Source organism: Gammaproteobacteria bacterium (assembly GCA_013151035.1).
Taxonomy (GTDB): domain Bacteria; phylum Pseudomonadota; class Gammaproteobacteria; order JAADJB01; family JAADJB01; genus JAADJB01.
This window is the reverse complement of record JAADJB010000043.1, coordinates 1-15,617: the sequence shown is the minus strand read 5'-3', so window position 1 is coordinate 15,617 and position 15,617 is coordinate 1. Positions and strand designations below refer to the sequence as shown.

Here is a 15,617-nt window from a genome sequence, read left to right as displayed (position 1 = left end):
ATAAAATAAGGGCAGACCTAATGGTCTGCCCTTATTTTATTGGGGTCTGTCCCCTATTATTCTTATTTTATTGGGGTCTGTCCCCGGTATTTATCTAACGCTGAGAACCCTTCTCACCATGAGCAATATTAAGCACTTGTGCTGCGATATCCTTATATTCCTGACGATAGCCATTCAACACATGGCCTTCAGGGGCATCGTAGTAATCGGACATTGCTACGCCATTTTCCTGTTCATAGGCGATAAACTTCTTCTGCATTTCCAGCATCTTGTTGATTAAATCTGTTTTTTCACTCATGTCAGTGTCTCCGCATATCTCTTGCTAAACTGTATAAACCATTTTTCTGGTAAGGACTATATAAGGTTCCATTATACAGTGCTATATCTCTAATGGGCAATAAAGATTGTTTTCATCTAAAAACCGATTAATAACCGCCCTTACGCGTGCTCTGTGGGCAACCACCAATCTTCAAACCTTGCTTGGATGGCATGCCTGGAAACATTTCGTACATTTCCTTAGAAGTCACTTTACGACCCCAAAGCTTACCCATCTTTTTCATAATGCTACGCTCGTTTGGCTCATCACCATTCAGCATTTCTTCACGAACATACCGCACGATATCCCAATGTTCAGGAGTAGGATCAATTTCTTCTTCTACAAATAATGCTGCTGCTATTTCTTCATTCCAGTCTTCTGTGTTTTCCAAATAACCATTTTCAGTACGTGCTACACCGTCTAAAGACATGCTTAATCTCCTCTAAATTCTCTACACTCAAATTTACTGGTGCAAATTATATTCAATTATTCTGCTATTTTCCAGCAAAAAATATATTGGTGCGTAGTACGCACCCTACCTATACCTTGGCGGCGGCTGCTTGACTCCCTGCCAACTCTTCATCCATATCCTTCACCGCCTTAATTCCACGATGCGCTATAAACAGGCCATAACCCATCTTTCGGCCTGTACCCAACCCTTTTTGTTGCAACAAGATTGATTCGTCCGGGGTTAAATCCGCCAGCATCAGACTACGGGTAAAGATATCCCGCTTAGGACTACGAAAGCTGTGTGTCTTACCACACATCATCTTTTTCACCTGCACCCCCATCGCCTGGATCTCTGCTGCCGCTTCTTGCATAAAATCATCCTCATCTATATTAGGATCACTCTCAACATAACGTGCAAACATAGTCGGCAAGATACTCAACTCATGCACATTAAAATCTCTGACCTCCAGAGTATAACCGCCAATATCCAGTGTTTTGCCATTTAATTCAGCGATATCCGGCAATCGTCTCTCAGGGATACGCAAGGTCATACGCGTGCGTCGGGATAGATGCAGTAATTCATTGGTAACATCCTCCGGTCGCACCCAACCATTACCCGACTCAGCACCATGAATCAGGTGAATACCGGCTAATTCTTCATCATGCAACCAGGGTAAGGCCTGCGTCAGCGCCTGCGATAGATCATAGGCATGATCCAGTGCCAGACAACGACAACGAATAGAAAACACCACATCCAGAATATCCCTGGATATTCCTGCTTCTTTTTTAGGTTTATCTTCTTGCCAATACATAGGGAACCTCGGGTTGTACATTACAACATGGTGCGTGATACGCACCCTACCTCTGTCATTCCCGCGCAGGCGGGAATCCATCAAAACCATGGTGCGTGATACGCACCCTTTCTATCGAGTCGAGTAAAACGCCGCTTCAACCCTTTCTTCCCAATCCTCAGGAGTATCACCATAAGGCGGCTTCACATCAATCTGCAGAAACACCTCGCCCGCTTGCGCCCGTTCACGCACAATTTTCAAAAACGCATCAAAGGTCTCGATATCATGTTCCTGTAACAAGACCTCACTAATTGCCAACATACTGCACACCCCACTACTGATTAAATTGCCTGAATCCGATCAAAATACCGTGCTCGATAAAGCATTCGCTGCTGCAGGGGATCATCACCATCGCTAAACGTCGCACGATTATGCAATACATTATTACAGATCAGCCCCTGCCCGGATATAAGCCTCAAGTGATATATGTGGGGTGATTCCCCAAATAACAAGTCACGCAGGCATTTTACTGCTGACTGCGTCAAGCTATCCTGCTTCCATTCAATGGAACGCGTGCGGGCGGTGTAACGCATATGTAGATTGCCCGAGAGATCAACTGAAAAGACCGGGCCACTCTGTGCCGCTCGAATCTCCACCCCATTTTCAATATTTGCCGGGATCGTCATAACATCAGGCTGCATCAAGGCCTTGATAAAGGCCGGATTTTCATCACGCAACAATATATAGGCTATCTCATGATCCAGCAGAGCATTCTCGCCACCCGCCTCTGCTGCATGCACACAATGCAGAATCATTCCTCTGATCTGCTCATCCGATTTATTGTAATAACCATCGGTATGCCACTGTATGGGCCTATTGGTATAAGGTATATAACCGGCATGACGACCCTGCTCCACAACATGCAAAGAACTAATCTGGTCGCTATCGGAACAAAGATTACCATCCAGACGCTCTAACCCCATCTGCTGGCCTAACGTCTTAATCTGTACCTTGTCGGTCGATAGATCCGATCCAAAATCATAAATCGCCATATTAGCTCGTCGACAAGCCCGGTGAAGTGCCGTTTTCTCATCGACGCTGAGATGAAATGGATCTTCCACATTAACAATGAGCTCACTGGCCTGCACAGGATAATTCGCCAATTTTTGTTCCCGCCAGGTACAGTAGGCTTGATTATCATCCAGATCGAAGGGATTGAGGGCGGTATTTTTTTGCATGGGTTTCATTCCTGGCTGGTGCGTAGTACGACACACTACCTGGTGCGTAGTACGCACCCTACCTAAATATGCTTCCTACCATAGCATGCACTTTAATCATAAACCCACAAAAATCCTGCCGGTATTCATCGACAAAATCAGGCTATTGTTGCGGGTAATTCTATGTCTGTACGATATATGCAAAAATATTTTGTCATTAAGTGATAAAAATCATTAACCTCTATATACCCTTTGGATATCAGGTTAATAAATTATAATTCAATGGCTTAGAGAATATATCACAGGCTTTTATGGGGAAAAAGAGGTCTCCAGCTATCTCTTTTGGGATAACTAACAGGCTTCCAAACATCCCATGAGTAGGGTATCCTACACGCCCTCTCACACATAGACTTCGTGGGCATAGAATTTAGGTGATTATATTTTTAACAAAGATATAATCGAATGAACACATAAATCGCCACTCCAAAGGAGACAGCAATGGCTGACAACAAGCATTACGATACCCCCATGCTAGATGAACTGGAAAACGGTCCATGGCCTAGTTTTATTACCGGCATCAAGAATCTGCGTGACAATCATCCAAAAGATGAGATCCGCAGCATGACCAATGGTCTCCTTGGTCAGCTAGAGCACTCATACGAAACCCGCAAGGGCTACTGGAAAGGCGGTACCATCAGCGTGTTCGGTTATGGTGGCGGTATTATCCCTCGTTTTTCTGAAGTGGCTTCAAGCTTCCCTGAATCCAAGGAATTCCACACCATTCGTGTGCAGCCACCCGCTGGCAACTTCTATACCGCTGACATGCTAGAGCAGTTAGCTGATAGCTGGGAAAAATACGGTTCTGGTCTGGTAACCTTCCACGGTCAGACCGGTAACATTATGTTCATTGGTACTGATAATAAGCAGTTCCAGCATTTCTTCGACGAGATTAACGACTACGGTTGGGATCTTGGTGGTGCGGGCCCATGTGTGCGTACCGGTATGTCCTGTGTCGGTGCTGCTCGTTGCGAACAGTCCTGTGCCAGTGAGCATGCGATTCATCGTCACCTGATGAATAACTTCACCGATGATGTGCATCGTCCTGCTCTACCTTATAAATTCAAGTTCAAGGTTTCTGGTTGTCCTAATGATTGTCAGAATGCTATCGAACGTGCCGACTTTGCTGTTATTGGCACCTGGCGTGATGAAATGATCGTTGATCAGGATGAAGTTAAGGCCTATGTGAAAGCAAAGGGTCGTGAGCACGTTATCGACAACGTGACTTCACGTTGCCCAACGGCTGCCCTGACTCTGAATGACGATGACACTCTGACCGTTGACAACAGTAACTGTGTACGTTGTATGCATTGCCTGAATGTTATGCCAAAGGCTCTTACTCCTGGTAACGATAAGGGCGTGACTATCCTGATCGGTGGTAAGCGCACACTGAAGATTGGTGACCTGATGGGTACCGTTCTGGTTCCATTCATGAAACTGGAAACCGAAGAAGATTATGAACGTATCGTTGAGATGGCTGAAGAGATCATCGACTTCTGGGCTGAAAATGGTCTGGAACATGAGCGTTGTGGTGAAATGATCGAACGTATCGGTCTGGTTAACTTCATCGAAGGCATCGGCGTTGACGTTGATCCAAACATGATCTCTAGCCCACGTCAGTGTTCCTATGTTCGTATGGATGGCTGGGACGAAGAAGCAGAAAAATGGTTTGCTCGTCAACGCGAAGCCAAACAGGCTAGCTAAACCGTTCAATAACCTATATCAAGTGCCCGAATGGCTGTTCGGGCACACAATGAATAAGTAATACTCAGGAGAAAACCATGGCACAGGTTGAAATGCGTCCACCAATCGAATCCGGTTGTCCAGATGGCTTCCAGTACATGCATCCTATGATGCGTAAGAATTATGGTCGCTGGAAATGGCACGATCATCCACGTCCAGGCGTACTGCGTCACGTTGCACATAGCGGCGACACCATCTGGACTGTTAAAGCAGGTACACAGCGTATTCTGGATCTCTTTACTCTGCGTAAACTGACTGGCATTGCCAAGTCACATGCAGACGGTTACATCCACTTTACTCTGCGTAGTAACATTGAGTTCATGGTGACTGAAGAAGATCGCGTTCAGCCACTCATTGATGAACTGGAAGGCAACGGTTATATTGTTGGTGGTACCGCTAACTCTGTTGCCATGATCTCTCATACACAGGGCTGGTTGCACTGTGACATCCCGGGTACTGATGCATCCGGTGTTGTTAAGTCCATGATGGATGAGCTGATTGATGAGTTCCGTAACTGCAACATGCCTAACCGTGTTCATATCACGACTTCTTGTTGTCAGATTAACTGTGGTGGTCAAGGTGATATTGCAATTAACATCCAGCACACCAAACCACCTCGCATCGACCACACCAAGGTGGGTAATGTCTGTGAGCGTCCATCGGTTGTTGCTCGTTGCCCGGTAGCGGCTATTCGCCCTGCCATGGTTGATGGCAAACCTTCACTGGAAGTCGACGAGAAGAAATGTATCTGTTGTGGTGCCTGTTTCCCACCTTGCCCTCCAATGCAGATTAATGATGCTGAATACTCTCAGTTAGCTATCTGGGTGGGTGGTAATCACTCCAACGCCCGTAGCAAGCCAACCTTCCAGAAGCTGGTTGCCGCTGGTATCCCGAATAATCCACCTCGCTGGCCTGAAGCAACGGCTATCGTCAAGAACATCCTTGCTCAATACAAGGAAGGCGCGAAGGATTGGGAGCGCATCAATGATTGGATTGAACGCATTGGCTGGCCTCGTTTCTTTGAGGTAACCGGTCTGCCATTCACCAAGTATCATGTGGATAACTGGAGAGGCGCACGTAACAGTCTAAATGCCTCTACTCATATCCGCTTCTAATAAAGTAGATGGAAGAAACAATGAAATTTGCAATCGTGATAAACGAAGGCCCTTATCAGCATCAAGCCGCTGATTCGGCCTATCAATTTGCCAAAGCTGCGCTGGAAAAAGGCTACGATATCTTTCGTATCTTTTTCTACCACGATGGCGTGAATAATGCGACTAGTCTTGCTATCCCACCTCAGGATGATAGAAACATTACCGCACTATGGTCTGAACTGGCCAAGATTCACGACCTGGATATGGTTGTGTGTATTGCTGCTGCTCAGCGCCGTGGCATATTGGATGAAAATGAAGCGAAGCGTCAGGGTAAACCTTGCTTCAATATTGCCCCCGGGTTCCGTATTTCCGGTCTGGGACAACTAATTGAAGCGGGCATTATTGCTGATCGCATCATTACTTTTGGCGATTAGGAGAAAATATAATGTCTGAAGTAAAAAAATTCATGTATGTTAATCGCAAGGCACCTTATGGCACGGTCTACGCCCTTGAATCTCTCGAGGTTGTACTGATCGGTGCAGCATTTGACCAGGATGTCAGCCTGGCCTTTGTTGATGACGGTGTTTATCAATTAACCAAGGGACAGGCAACGGATGCCATTGGTATGAAAAACTTTTCCAAGACATATACCGCCCTTGGCGATTATGAAGTCAGCAAGATCTACATTGACAAGGACTCTCTGGAAGAACGTGGTTTGACACTTGATGATCTACAACACCTGGTCTGGGAAGATGAAGATGACGACTGGAATGAAAAAGATTCTATCCGTTTAATAAGCCGCGCCGAAATGGCCGACTTGTTCGACGAACAAGATGTCGTACTGAGTTTCTAGAGGAATATAAAATGGCGATGTTACACACGGTAAATAAATCACCTTTCGAGCGTTGCACGCTCAAGTCCTGCATCAGCATGGCAAAGAGCGGCAGCTCAATCCTGCTGATCGAAGATGGTGTTTTAGCAGCAACACAAAATACATCCGTTGCTGATGATATCAGCAAGGCAATGGAAGGTATTACATTCTACGTACTTGGACCTGATTTCAATGCTCGCGGTCTTAACGAAGACAAATTAATCAACGGCATCAAAACTGTCGATTACGAAGGCTTTGTAGAACTGGTTGCACAGCATGAGGTTGTTCAATCCTGGTTATAAACATATTAAATACTATTTATAAGGAGTCCTGAAAATGACAATTGAAGTAAGTGGCAAGACCTACGAGACCGATGAAGAAGGTTATCTGGAAGATTTAAGTCAGTGGAATGCTGAAATTGGTGCTGCAATGGCAGTGGCTGATGACTGTGAACTATCTGACAGTCATTGGGAAGTAATCAACTTCCTGCGTGAATACTACGAAGAATACCAGATTGCACCTGCTGTTCGCGTTCTGACCAAGGCTATTGGCAAGAAACTGGGCAAGGACAAGGGCAACAGCAAATACTTGTATGAATTGTTCCCATACGGCCCAGCTAAACAGGCATGTAAGTATGCTGGTTTACCTAAGCCAACTGGTTGTGTATAAAACACATATCAGATGATATCCAGGGGGGCCTTTTTTAGCCCCCCTATCTTTTACATCCGGAGGCTCTGACGGTGCTATCTGTAAGTATGATTTATGCGTTACTGTTTTACGCTGCGACTGCCGTACTGATTGGTGGTTTAGCAATGCGTATTCAAAAATATGCGCGCACTCCCGCCCCTCTAAAGATTCCAACAACACCTGCTCCTGTAACTCAAGCAGGCGTTGTCGTGAGAATGGCTCAGGAAGTCGTTCTCTTTAAAAGTCTTTTCAAAGCCAATAAATGGATTTGGGCATTAGGTTACATTTTTCATTTTGCCATGTTGCTGGTTCTGTTGCGTCATTTTCGTTATTTCACAGATCCCGTATGGTTTTGGGTTGATCTGGTACAACCATTCGGAAAATATGCCGCATTCGGTATGTTGGCCGGTCTGGGTGGTCTCTGGTTTAGACGACTATTTGTCGAACGTATTCGTTACATCAGCTCCCCATCTGACCACCTGATGCTATTATTACTGCTGTCGATTGCCGGCACTGGTGTCATGATGAAGTTTGTTTCACATGTCGACATTGTTCTGGTCAAGGCCTACTTCCTTGGCTTGTTAACATTCAACATTCAAACATTGCCTGATGACAGTATTTTACTCGTCCATCTGGCTCTGGTTATTACACTGATGTTTATCTTCCCGATCAGCAAGCTGTTACATGTGCCCGGTATATTTTTTAGCCCGACACGTAACCAGGTGGATAACCCGCGTGAAAAACGTCATCTTGCCCCATGGGCAGCTGAACTGGATAACAAGCGCTAAATCGCTGTCTATCTGAAGGAACTATAAAAGTGGCCAAAAAGATCGAATTCGAACTACCGGAAATCAGGGAATATTTTGTTACTCCCAAGTTGAAAGAAGGTGCTATGGCTCATAGCGCACCCTTCCTTGCCAAAAAAGAGTTTCAAAATAATCTAGGATTCCCCGGAGCGGAAGAAAAAGGTGCCTTGATTGATGGCTGGAAGGACGCTGCCATTGATAAAATGGGCGATCTATTAAATCGCTATCGTGGTTTCCAGGTGTTCATGGACTCTTGTGTAAAATGCGGTGCCTGTACCGATAAATGCCATTACTTTCTTGGCACGGCAGATCCTAAGAACATGCCTGTGGCACGTCAGGATCTGCTGCGCAAGGTCTATCGTCGTTACTTTACCTTTGCTGGTAAATATTTCCCTAAACTGGTTGGTGCCGTTGACCTGACAGAAGAAGTGGTCGACGAATGGTATAGTTATTTCCACCAATGTTCCCAGTGTCGTCGTTGTTCTGTCTTCTGCCCTTATGGCATTGATACCGCCGAGGTATCCATGGCCGCGCGTGAGATCCTGGATCATATTGGTAAGGGACAAAAATACTGTAACGAGATCATCGGCAAGGTCTACACCATTGGTAATAACCTTGGTTTGCCTCAACCCGCATTGGCCAACACGCTAGAAGGTCTGGAAGAAGATGTTGAAGAAGATACCGGTATCCCGGTCAAGTTCCCTCTCGACAAGAAAGGTGCCGACATCCTGCTGGTAACCCCTTCTGCTGACTTCTTTGCCGAACCTCATATTGATGGTCTAATTGGCTATGCCAAGGTATTTCATGAGGCCGGACTGAACTGGACCCTGAGTTCACACGCCAGTGAAGCAGGTAACTTTGGTATGTTTATCGGTAGTTACGAAAACATGCAGAAGGTTTCCATGCGTATTCGTAAGGCGGCACAGGATCTTGGCGTAAAACGTATCGTCTTTGGTGAGTGTGGTCATGCCTGGCGTATTGCCTACAGTTTCCTGAATACCCTGGCGGGGCCATTTGACTTCCTTGATCAGAATTACCCGATACCACAGCACATCTGTGAATTGACTAATGATTTGATTGAAGACGGCACGCTCAAATTCGACAAAACGAAAAATGATGACATGGTATTGACCTTCCATGACTCCTGTAATGTGGCTCGTGCCACACGTATGGGAGACAAACCGGGTGGTCAATTCACCATACCACGAGCGGTTATCAAAGCTTGTTGTAATAATTTTCACGATATGGAAAAGGATACCATTGGTGAAGCCACCTTCTGTTGTGGTGGTGGCGGTGGTCTGCTCACTGATGACTTGTTGGAAATTCGTCTTAAAGGCGTCTATCCACGTATGCAAGCATTACAACATGCTACCAATGAATACGGCATCACACATATGGCAGCAATCTGTGCCATCTGTAAGAGCCAGTTCAGCAAGGTACTACCCTATTACGGCTTCCAAATGGATCAGATGGTCAGTGTCCATCAGTTAGTTAGTAATGCGCTTATTATGAGTGATGCTCCCGTTGAAGGCGAGAATCACGATGAAGAAAACGAAGAATCTACTGAAGATTAATTTTTAACTGAATTAAATAATTCTGTTTTACAGGAGCATAAACATGGCGACTTCCAGCGATGAGATGCAGAAAAAGCATTTAACGTTCACCAAATACGAAGCGGGTGATGATCAATACGATTCATACACTGATAATATCTTCAGTGCCGGTTGGTCACATAAGTGCCCTACCTATGTACACCGTACTCCACCTTGTCAGGGCAGCTGCCCCTCAGGTGAAGATATTCGTGGCTGGCTGGACATCGTACGCGGCATCGAAATACCGCCTGAAGGTGTTTCCATGCAGGAATACGCCTTCCGTCGTTCAACCAACGCTAACCCGTTCCCATCCATGATGGGACGTGTTTGCCCGGCACCTTGTCAGGACGGTTGTAACCGTAATGATGTTGAAGATTTCGTCGGTATTAATTCTATTGAGCAATACATTGGTGACACGGCCTTTACTGAAGGCCTGAAGTTTGATAACAGTGCTGAAATGACCGGCAAAAAGGTCGCTATCATCGGTGGTGGTCCAGCGGGTATGACTGCGGCTTATCAGCTGCGTCGTAAAGGCATTGCATCCACTATCTTTGATGATCACGCTGAATTAGGTGGCATGATGCGTTATGGCATCCCTGGCTATCGTACACCGCGTGACTTCCTGAATGGTGAATGCCAACGCATTATCGACATGGGCGGCATTGAAACACGCATGAACACCCGTGTTGGTAAAGACATCAGCATGGACGATATTGATAAAGAATTTGATGCGGTATTATGGGCATTAGGTTGTAAAAATGGTCGTGGTCTGTTTGTTGATAGCTGGAACGAAACGCCTAACTGTGTCTCCGCCGTTGAATTTCTTGAACAGTTCAACAAGGGTGACATGAAGTACACAGCGAATAAGATCCTCTGTGTGGGTGGTGGTGATACCTCGATTGATGTCGTATCTGTTGCCCGTCGTATTGGCACATTGAATGATTATAATGAGAGCCCGGAAGATTCTGTAACCGGTGCAATCACTCACGGTGATATTGATGCTGCTGCCAAGAAGGCCTGTGACAGCGTTGTCCTGACTGCCCTGTTCAAACAGGAAGACATGACGGCTGCCGAGCACGAAGTGAAAGATGCCCTGCATGAAGGTGTCGTCATCATGAATGAAGTCATGCCTGTTGAGATCATCAAGGATGCCAATGGTCGTGCGACCGCATTGAAGCTGGTTGACTGCACCTTGGAAAAGAATGTGCCTGTTGCAACTGAAGGCGGTAAGGAATACATCATTGAGGCTGACCTGATTGTTTCTGCCATTGGTCAAAGTGGTGATCTTGCCGGTGTTGAGGATATGGATAATGGTCATGGCTTTATTAATGCCGACCAGCATTTCCAGGTAACCGGTCGTGAAGGTCATTTTGTTGCCGGTGATATTGTTCGTCCTCACCTGCTAACAACCGCTATTGGACAAGCATCGGTTGCCGCTGAAAGTATTGAACATTACTTCCAGAACGCTGAACTGAGCAAACGCCCCAAGGTTGACAAGCATCACTTCAATCTGCTGAGCAAGCTGCGTGAAGCTGATCTTTCACCCGAGGAATATATCGCTGGTCTGACTAGAGGCACCTCTGAAAAGAAATTTGCCATTCACAACTACGAAGATCGTTCCAAGCAAGAAGTGATTAAATCTGACAAATTGTTCCTTGGTCATTTTGGCTATACCGAACGTGTTAAACGCGAAGAAATCATGGTTGATTCCGATGTGGTTCTGGGTAACTTCAAGGAACGCATGGTCTCACTGGGTGACGAACAAGCGGTTGAAGAAGCGGGTCGCTGCATGAGCTGTGGTATGTGTTTCGAATGTGATAACTGTGTCATATTCTGCCCACAGGATGCCGTCTATCGCGTCAAGAAGAATGAGGCAACCTTAGGTCGCTATGTCGCGACTGATTACAATAAGTGTATTGGTTGTCATATCTGCTCTGATGTGTGTCCTACCGGTTATATTGATATGGCACTGGGCGAATAGGTCTGAGGAATAATGATGAAGCGTATGCAAAATATAATGCGTCTGTTCATAGTCACTCTTTTGCTATCGGGTTTTAGCCTGCAAGTTCAAGCTGGCTCCAAATTTTTGCCAAAGATACCTGCGGCAAAAGAAGGCGAGACAAAGTGTGTGGCACCAACAGAGGATATGCGTAAACACCACATGGATTATCTCCTGCATGAGAGGGATGAAACCATGCGCGAAGGTATACGCGGGGAAAAATTCAGCTTAAAGGGCTGTATTGAATGTCATAACCCGAAACGCAAGGATGGTAGCTACGCACGCATCGATAGCTCGGAGCACTTTTGTAATAGCTGCCATACCTACGCTGCGGTAAAGATTGACTGCTTCCAATGTCATACTGATCGCCCGGCTAACGATGATAAATACCATAAGCTACCCTCTTCACATGTAAACCAGCCTTCAAGCCTGAAAGACAGAATTGTCAAATTTGGCAAGACGACCATTCAGTCCATTAGTGCCAGTGGAAATTAAGCATGAGCAAAGAAACGACAAATCAATCCAGACGACAATTTCTAGGTAATGCCTCAACAGTTGCCGCACTGAGCATTGCGCCCGGTGTTATGTTGAGTCAGGTGGCGCAGGCAAAACCGAATGACCAGGAAGTCAATGACTCGGTTCGTTGGGGTCTACTGATTGATACCAATAAGTGTGCTAAAGACTGTACCGCTTGTATCACTGCCTGTTCAGATGAACATGGGCTGGATAACAGTACCCATTCAGATCGCCCGGATAATGCCAAGATTGATGCGCAGTGGATTCGCAAGGTGACGATACGTGATACTGAAACCAGTCATGTCACCACGCTGCCTCTGATGTGCCAGCATTGTGAAAACCCGCCCTGTGTCGATGTCTGCCCTACCGGTGCCTCCTTCAAGCGTGAAGATGGTATCGTCCTGGTTGACAAACACATCTGTATTGGTTGTCGCTACTGCATGATGGCCTGCCCTTACAAGGCACGTTCCTTCGTCCATGAAGACTTGCATAACCAGAAACCTGATACACCACGTGGCAAGGGCACGGTTGAGAGTTGCAACCTGTGTGTTGTGCGTGTGGACAATGATCGACAACCGGCCTGTGTTGAGGCCTGTGCTGACGAAGCTGAAGGTGCCATCATATTCGGTGATCTTAAAAACCCGAACAGTGAAATATCACGTCAACTGGCACAACATGGTGGTACCCGTATTCGCGCAGACCTTGGACTTAATCCAGGCGTTCGTTATCAGGGTATCTAGAAAATATCTGACCAGTAATTTTTACATTGGATTATCAAACAATGAAACAGAAAATACATTTTCGAGCTATTGAAGGCGATTCACCGGCCTACTACGGATTAATTATCCTGCTTGGTACCATGATACTATCTGCACTGGGTGCAACCTGGTTTATGGAGCATAACGGGCACTGGGTTACCGGGATGAACAACCAGATTGCATGGGGTCTACCGCATGTCTTCGCTGTATTCCTGATTGTTGCCGCCTCCGGTGCCCTGAACATTGCTTCCATCGGTTCAGTGTTTGGTAAAAAAGAATATAAGCCACTGGCACCCTTATCCGGTCTATTGGCAATATGTCTGCTCATTGGCGGTCTAACCGTACTGGTACTCGATCTGGGGCGACCTGATCGTCTGATCGTTGCCATGACCACCTATAATTTCAAATCTATCTTTGCCTGGAACATCATCCTCTATAATGGCTTCCTGGTGGTTGTCGGTGCTTATCTGTGGACCATGATGGATAAGAGCATGGCAAAATATAATAAAATCGCTGGTTTTTCAGCCTTTGCCTGGCGTCTGACCCTAACAACCGGTACCGGTTCCATCTTTGGTTTCCTGGTGGCACGTCAGGGCTATGATGCCGCCATTATGGCACCGATGTTTATCGTCATGTCATTCGCCTATGGCAAGGCTATCTTCCTGTTAGTACTGATGACCTCAAGCCACTACACCGGTCGTCCTTTAGGTGACGCGATGATCTCTCGCATCAAGAACCTGATGGGTATCTTTGTCGCTGCCGCACTCTTTTTTGTCGTCACTTTCCACCTGACCAATCTCTATGCCACAGAACATCATGGCTATGAGGCCTTCATCCTTAGAGACGGCGGCATCTATACTCAACTATTCTGGATCGGGCAGGTATTGATTGGTGGACTCATACCACTGGCTATCCTGTTCCACCCTTGCCTGGGTAAATCCCGTCCAATGATTGCAACCGCATCGGTCATGATTATTCTTGGTGGACTGGTACAGATGTATGTCACCATTATTGGTGGACAGGCATTCCCACTGGTTCTGTTCCCTGGCATGGAAGTCAGCAGTTCCTTCTTTGATGGTGTTATTAATAGCTATAGTCCGAGTCTGCCAGAGTTCATACTCGGTATCGGTGGTATTGCTGTCGCCATGATTGCTGTTGCCCTTGCCGTCAAGATCCTGGATTTTCTGCCTGAAGATCTGAGCGATGAGGTTGCCGATCCTCAACATGTCGTGATCGACTAAATCTTATTTCATTCATGCCTGGAACAGGACATTCCATGTCTCGCGTCCTGATCTCGGCAGCACATAAATCATCTGGCAAGACCACGATTAGCATTGGTCTATGTGCAGCTATCGTTGCACGCAACATCAAAGTACAGGCATTCAAAAAAGGCCCCGATTACATTGATCCGATGTGGCTCGGTCGAGCCAGTCAGTCTTCATGCCTTAACCTTGATTTCTACACCATGCAACAAGATGAGATCGTTGCCAATATTGTGCAGGTGATGAATCCAGCTGACATCGCTATTATCGAGGGCAACAAGGGGTTGTATGATGGACTCGACCCCGAGGGCTCAGACAGCAATGCCGCACTAGCAAAATTGACCCATACACCCGTTATCCTGGTTATTGACAGCAAGGGTATTACCCGTGGTATTGCCCCATTGGTACTGGGTTATCAGTCCTTTGATCCCGACATAGAAATCGCCGGTGTCATTCTCAACCGTGTCGGAGGCAAACGACATGAAGAAAAATTACGCGCCGTCATGACACGCTATACGGATATCCCGGTACTCGGTGCGGTATACAATGACCCTGAATTGGAAATATCAGAAAGACACCTCGGACTGGTACCCAGTAATGAGGCTCACGAAGTTATAGCAAAGATCCATTATATTGCGGAAAAGATCAGCACACAGGTTGATCTTGATGCCATCATTGAGATTGCGCAAAAGGCATCGCCACTACCTGCCCCATGTTGGAAAAGCCCACCTGCTTTCAAGTTATCGCCCCCCCTGAAGATTGGTGTAATACAGGATGCAGCCTTCGGTTTTTATTACCCCGATGATCTGGAAACCTTTCGACAAGCAGGTGCCGAGATCATAGCGATTAATGCACTCACAGATAATAAACTGCCGGAGATTGATGCCTTGTTTATCGGTGGTGGCTTTCCCGAGGTCTATATGGAGGCACTGGCATCCAATCAATCCATACGTTCAGCGGTCTATCAGGCATTAGATGCAGGCATGCCCTGTTACGCCGAATGTGGTGGTCTGATATATCTGACTCGCAGCCTTGAATGGCAGGGTAAAAAAGCTGATATGGTCGGCATCATTCCGGCTGATACCATTATGAATAATATCCCCCAGGGACGTGGTTATATACAGCTACAGGCGACACAACAGCATCCATGGGGTATTCAGGACAATAACATAATTAACGCCCATGAGTTTCACTACTCCAGCCTGAAGAATATCGATGAGACACTGGATTATGCCTATCAAATCAAACGTGGTCACGGCATTAATGGTCGTCAGGATGGAATCATTTACAAAAACACCCTGGCTTGCTACGCACACCAACGCAACACATCAAACAACCCATGGATTGAGAAATTCCTGCGTTTTGTAGTAGGGTGATGAGATGGTCTCCTCCCCCCTTTAATACGGCGTCGTAATGCGCCATGATGGAAGTTCAACATACCATCAACATAAAGAAACG

17 protein-coding genes and 1 pseudogene are annotated in these 15,617 nt (G+C 46.3%); 13 read left to right on the top strand and 5 right to left on the bottom strand.

Translation table 11 applies throughout. From position 1 onward, the window contains the following. Window positions 1–94: 94 nt before the first annotated feature. The 5 genes from GXP22_09780 to GXP22_09760 all read right to left on the bottom strand — a co-directional run bounded on the left by GXP22_09780 (window position 95) and on the right by GXP22_09760 (window position 2,795). Window positions 95–298, bottom strand: coding sequence for a hypothetical protein (locus tag GXP22_09780; GenBank protein NOX09755.1), 204 nt, complete (start codon window positions 296–298; stop codon window positions 95–97). Window positions 299–425: 127 nt separating this feature from the next. Further along, complete coding sequence (locus GXP22_09775) at window positions 426–746, bottom strand: TusE/DsrC/DsvC family sulfur relay protein (protein ID NOX09754.1); 321 nt, start codon at window positions 744–746, stop codon at window positions 426–428. Between the two features lie 109 nt (window positions 747–855). After that, complete coding sequence (gene cas6, locus GXP22_09770) at window positions 856–1,578, bottom strand: type I-MYXAN CRISPR-associated protein Cas6/Cmx6 (GenBank protein ID NOX09753.1); 723 nt, start codon at window positions 1,576–1,578, stop codon at window positions 856–858. Between the two features lie 111 nt (window positions 1,579–1,689). Then, window positions 1,690–1,878 carry a sulfur relay protein DsrC gene (locus GXP22_09765; protein NOX09752.1) on the bottom strand — a complete coding sequence of 63 codons (189 nt, stop codon included), beginning with the start codon at window positions 1,876–1,878 and terminating at the stop codon, window positions 1,690–1,692. Window positions 1,879–1,898: 20 nt separating this feature from the next. After that, entirely contained in the window at window positions 1,899–2,795 is an 897-nt protein-coding gene (locus GXP22_09760) for a TauD/TfdA family dioxygenase (protein NOX09751.1), read from the bottom strand. A 477-nt stretch (window positions 2,796–3,272) separates the two neighbouring features. On the opposite strand from GXP22_09760, the gene dsrA reads away from it, so the two are divergent. The 13 genes and pseudogenes from dsrA (at window position 3,273) to cobB (ending at window position 15,535) form a co-directional block, all read left to right on the top strand. Continuing rightward, entirely contained in the window at window positions 3,273–4,535 is a 1,263-nt protein-coding gene (gene dsrA / locus GXP22_09755; protein NOX09750.1) for a dissimilatory-type sulfite reductase subunit alpha, read from the top strand. Window positions 4,536–4,612: 77 nt separating this feature from the next. Continuing rightward, window positions 4,613–5,689 carry a dissimilatory-type sulfite reductase subunit beta gene (dsrB, locus tag GXP22_09750; protein ID NOX09749.1) on the top strand — a complete coding sequence of 359 codons (1,077 nt, stop codon included), beginning with the start codon at window positions 4,613–4,615 and terminating at the stop codon, window positions 5,687–5,689. A gap of 20 nt (window positions 5,690–5,709) precedes the next feature. After that, window positions 5,710–6,102 (top strand): sulfurtransferase complex subunit TusD, encoded by a 393-nt coding sequence (tusD, locus tag GXP22_09745; GenBank protein ID NOX09748.1) that lies wholly within the window; start codon window positions 5,710–5,712, stop codon window positions 6,100–6,102. 11 nt (window positions 6,103–6,113) lie between these two features. Continuing rightward, entirely contained in the window at window positions 6,114–6,521 is a 408-nt protein-coding gene (gene tusC, locus GXP22_09740; GenBank protein ID NOX09747.1) for a sulfurtransferase complex subunit TusC, read from the top strand. A 17-nt stretch (window positions 6,522–6,538) separates the two neighbouring features. Then, window positions 6,539–6,841, top strand: coding sequence for a sulfurtransferase complex subunit TusB (gene dsrH, locus GXP22_09735; protein NOX09746.1), 303 nt, complete (start codon window positions 6,539–6,541; stop codon window positions 6,839–6,841). 34 nt (window positions 6,842–6,875) lie between these two features. Next, window positions 6,876–7,208 carry a TusE/DsrC/DsvC family sulfur relay protein gene (locus tag GXP22_09730; protein ID NOX09745.1) on the top strand — a complete coding sequence of 111 codons (333 nt, stop codon included), beginning with the start codon at window positions 6,876–6,878 and terminating at the stop codon, window positions 7,206–7,208. A gap of 86 nt (window positions 7,209–7,294) precedes the next feature. Further along, window positions 7,295–8,014, top strand: a complete 720-nt coding sequence (locus GXP22_09725) for a nitrate reductase (protein NOX09744.1) — start codon at window positions 7,295–7,297, stop codon at window positions 8,012–8,014. A gap of 104 nt (window positions 8,015–8,118) precedes the next feature. After that, the gene (locus tag GXP22_09720) at window positions 8,119–9,606 is read left to right on the top strand and encodes a (Fe-S)-binding protein (GenBank protein NOX09743.1); all 1,488 of its coding nucleotides are present in this window, start codon (window positions 8,119–8,121) and stop codon (window positions 9,604–9,606) included. A gap of 43 nt (window positions 9,607–9,649) precedes the next feature. Next, entirely contained in the window at window positions 9,650–11,605 is a 1,956-nt protein-coding gene (locus tag GXP22_09715; GenBank protein NOX09742.1) for an NAD(P)-binding protein, read from the top strand. 48 nt (window positions 11,606–11,653) lie between these two features. Beyond that, window positions 11,654–11,983 (top strand): annotated as a pseudogene (locus GXP22_09710) (sulfur reduction protein DsrJ). A gap of 137 nt (window positions 11,984–12,120) precedes the next feature. Then, window positions 12,121–12,879 carry a 4Fe-4S dicluster domain-containing protein gene (locus GXP22_09705; GenBank protein NOX09741.1) on the top strand — a complete coding sequence of 253 codons (759 nt, stop codon included), beginning with the start codon at window positions 12,121–12,123 and terminating at the stop codon, window positions 12,877–12,879. Window positions 12,880–12,920: 41 nt separating this feature from the next. Beyond that, on the top strand, window positions 12,921–14,138 hold the full coding sequence (gene nrfD, locus GXP22_09700) for a polysulfide reductase NrfD (protein ID NOX09740.1): 1,218 nt from the start codon (window positions 12,921–12,923) through the stop codon (window positions 14,136–14,138). Window positions 14,139–14,173: 35 nt separating this feature from the next. Then, on the top strand, window positions 14,174–15,535 hold the full coding sequence (gene cobB, locus GXP22_09695; GenBank protein NOX09739.1) for a hydrogenobyrinic acid a,c-diamide synthase (glutamine-hydrolyzing): 1,362 nt from the start codon (window positions 14,174–14,176) through the stop codon (window positions 15,533–15,535). Window positions 15,536–15,617: the final 82 nt, after the last annotated feature.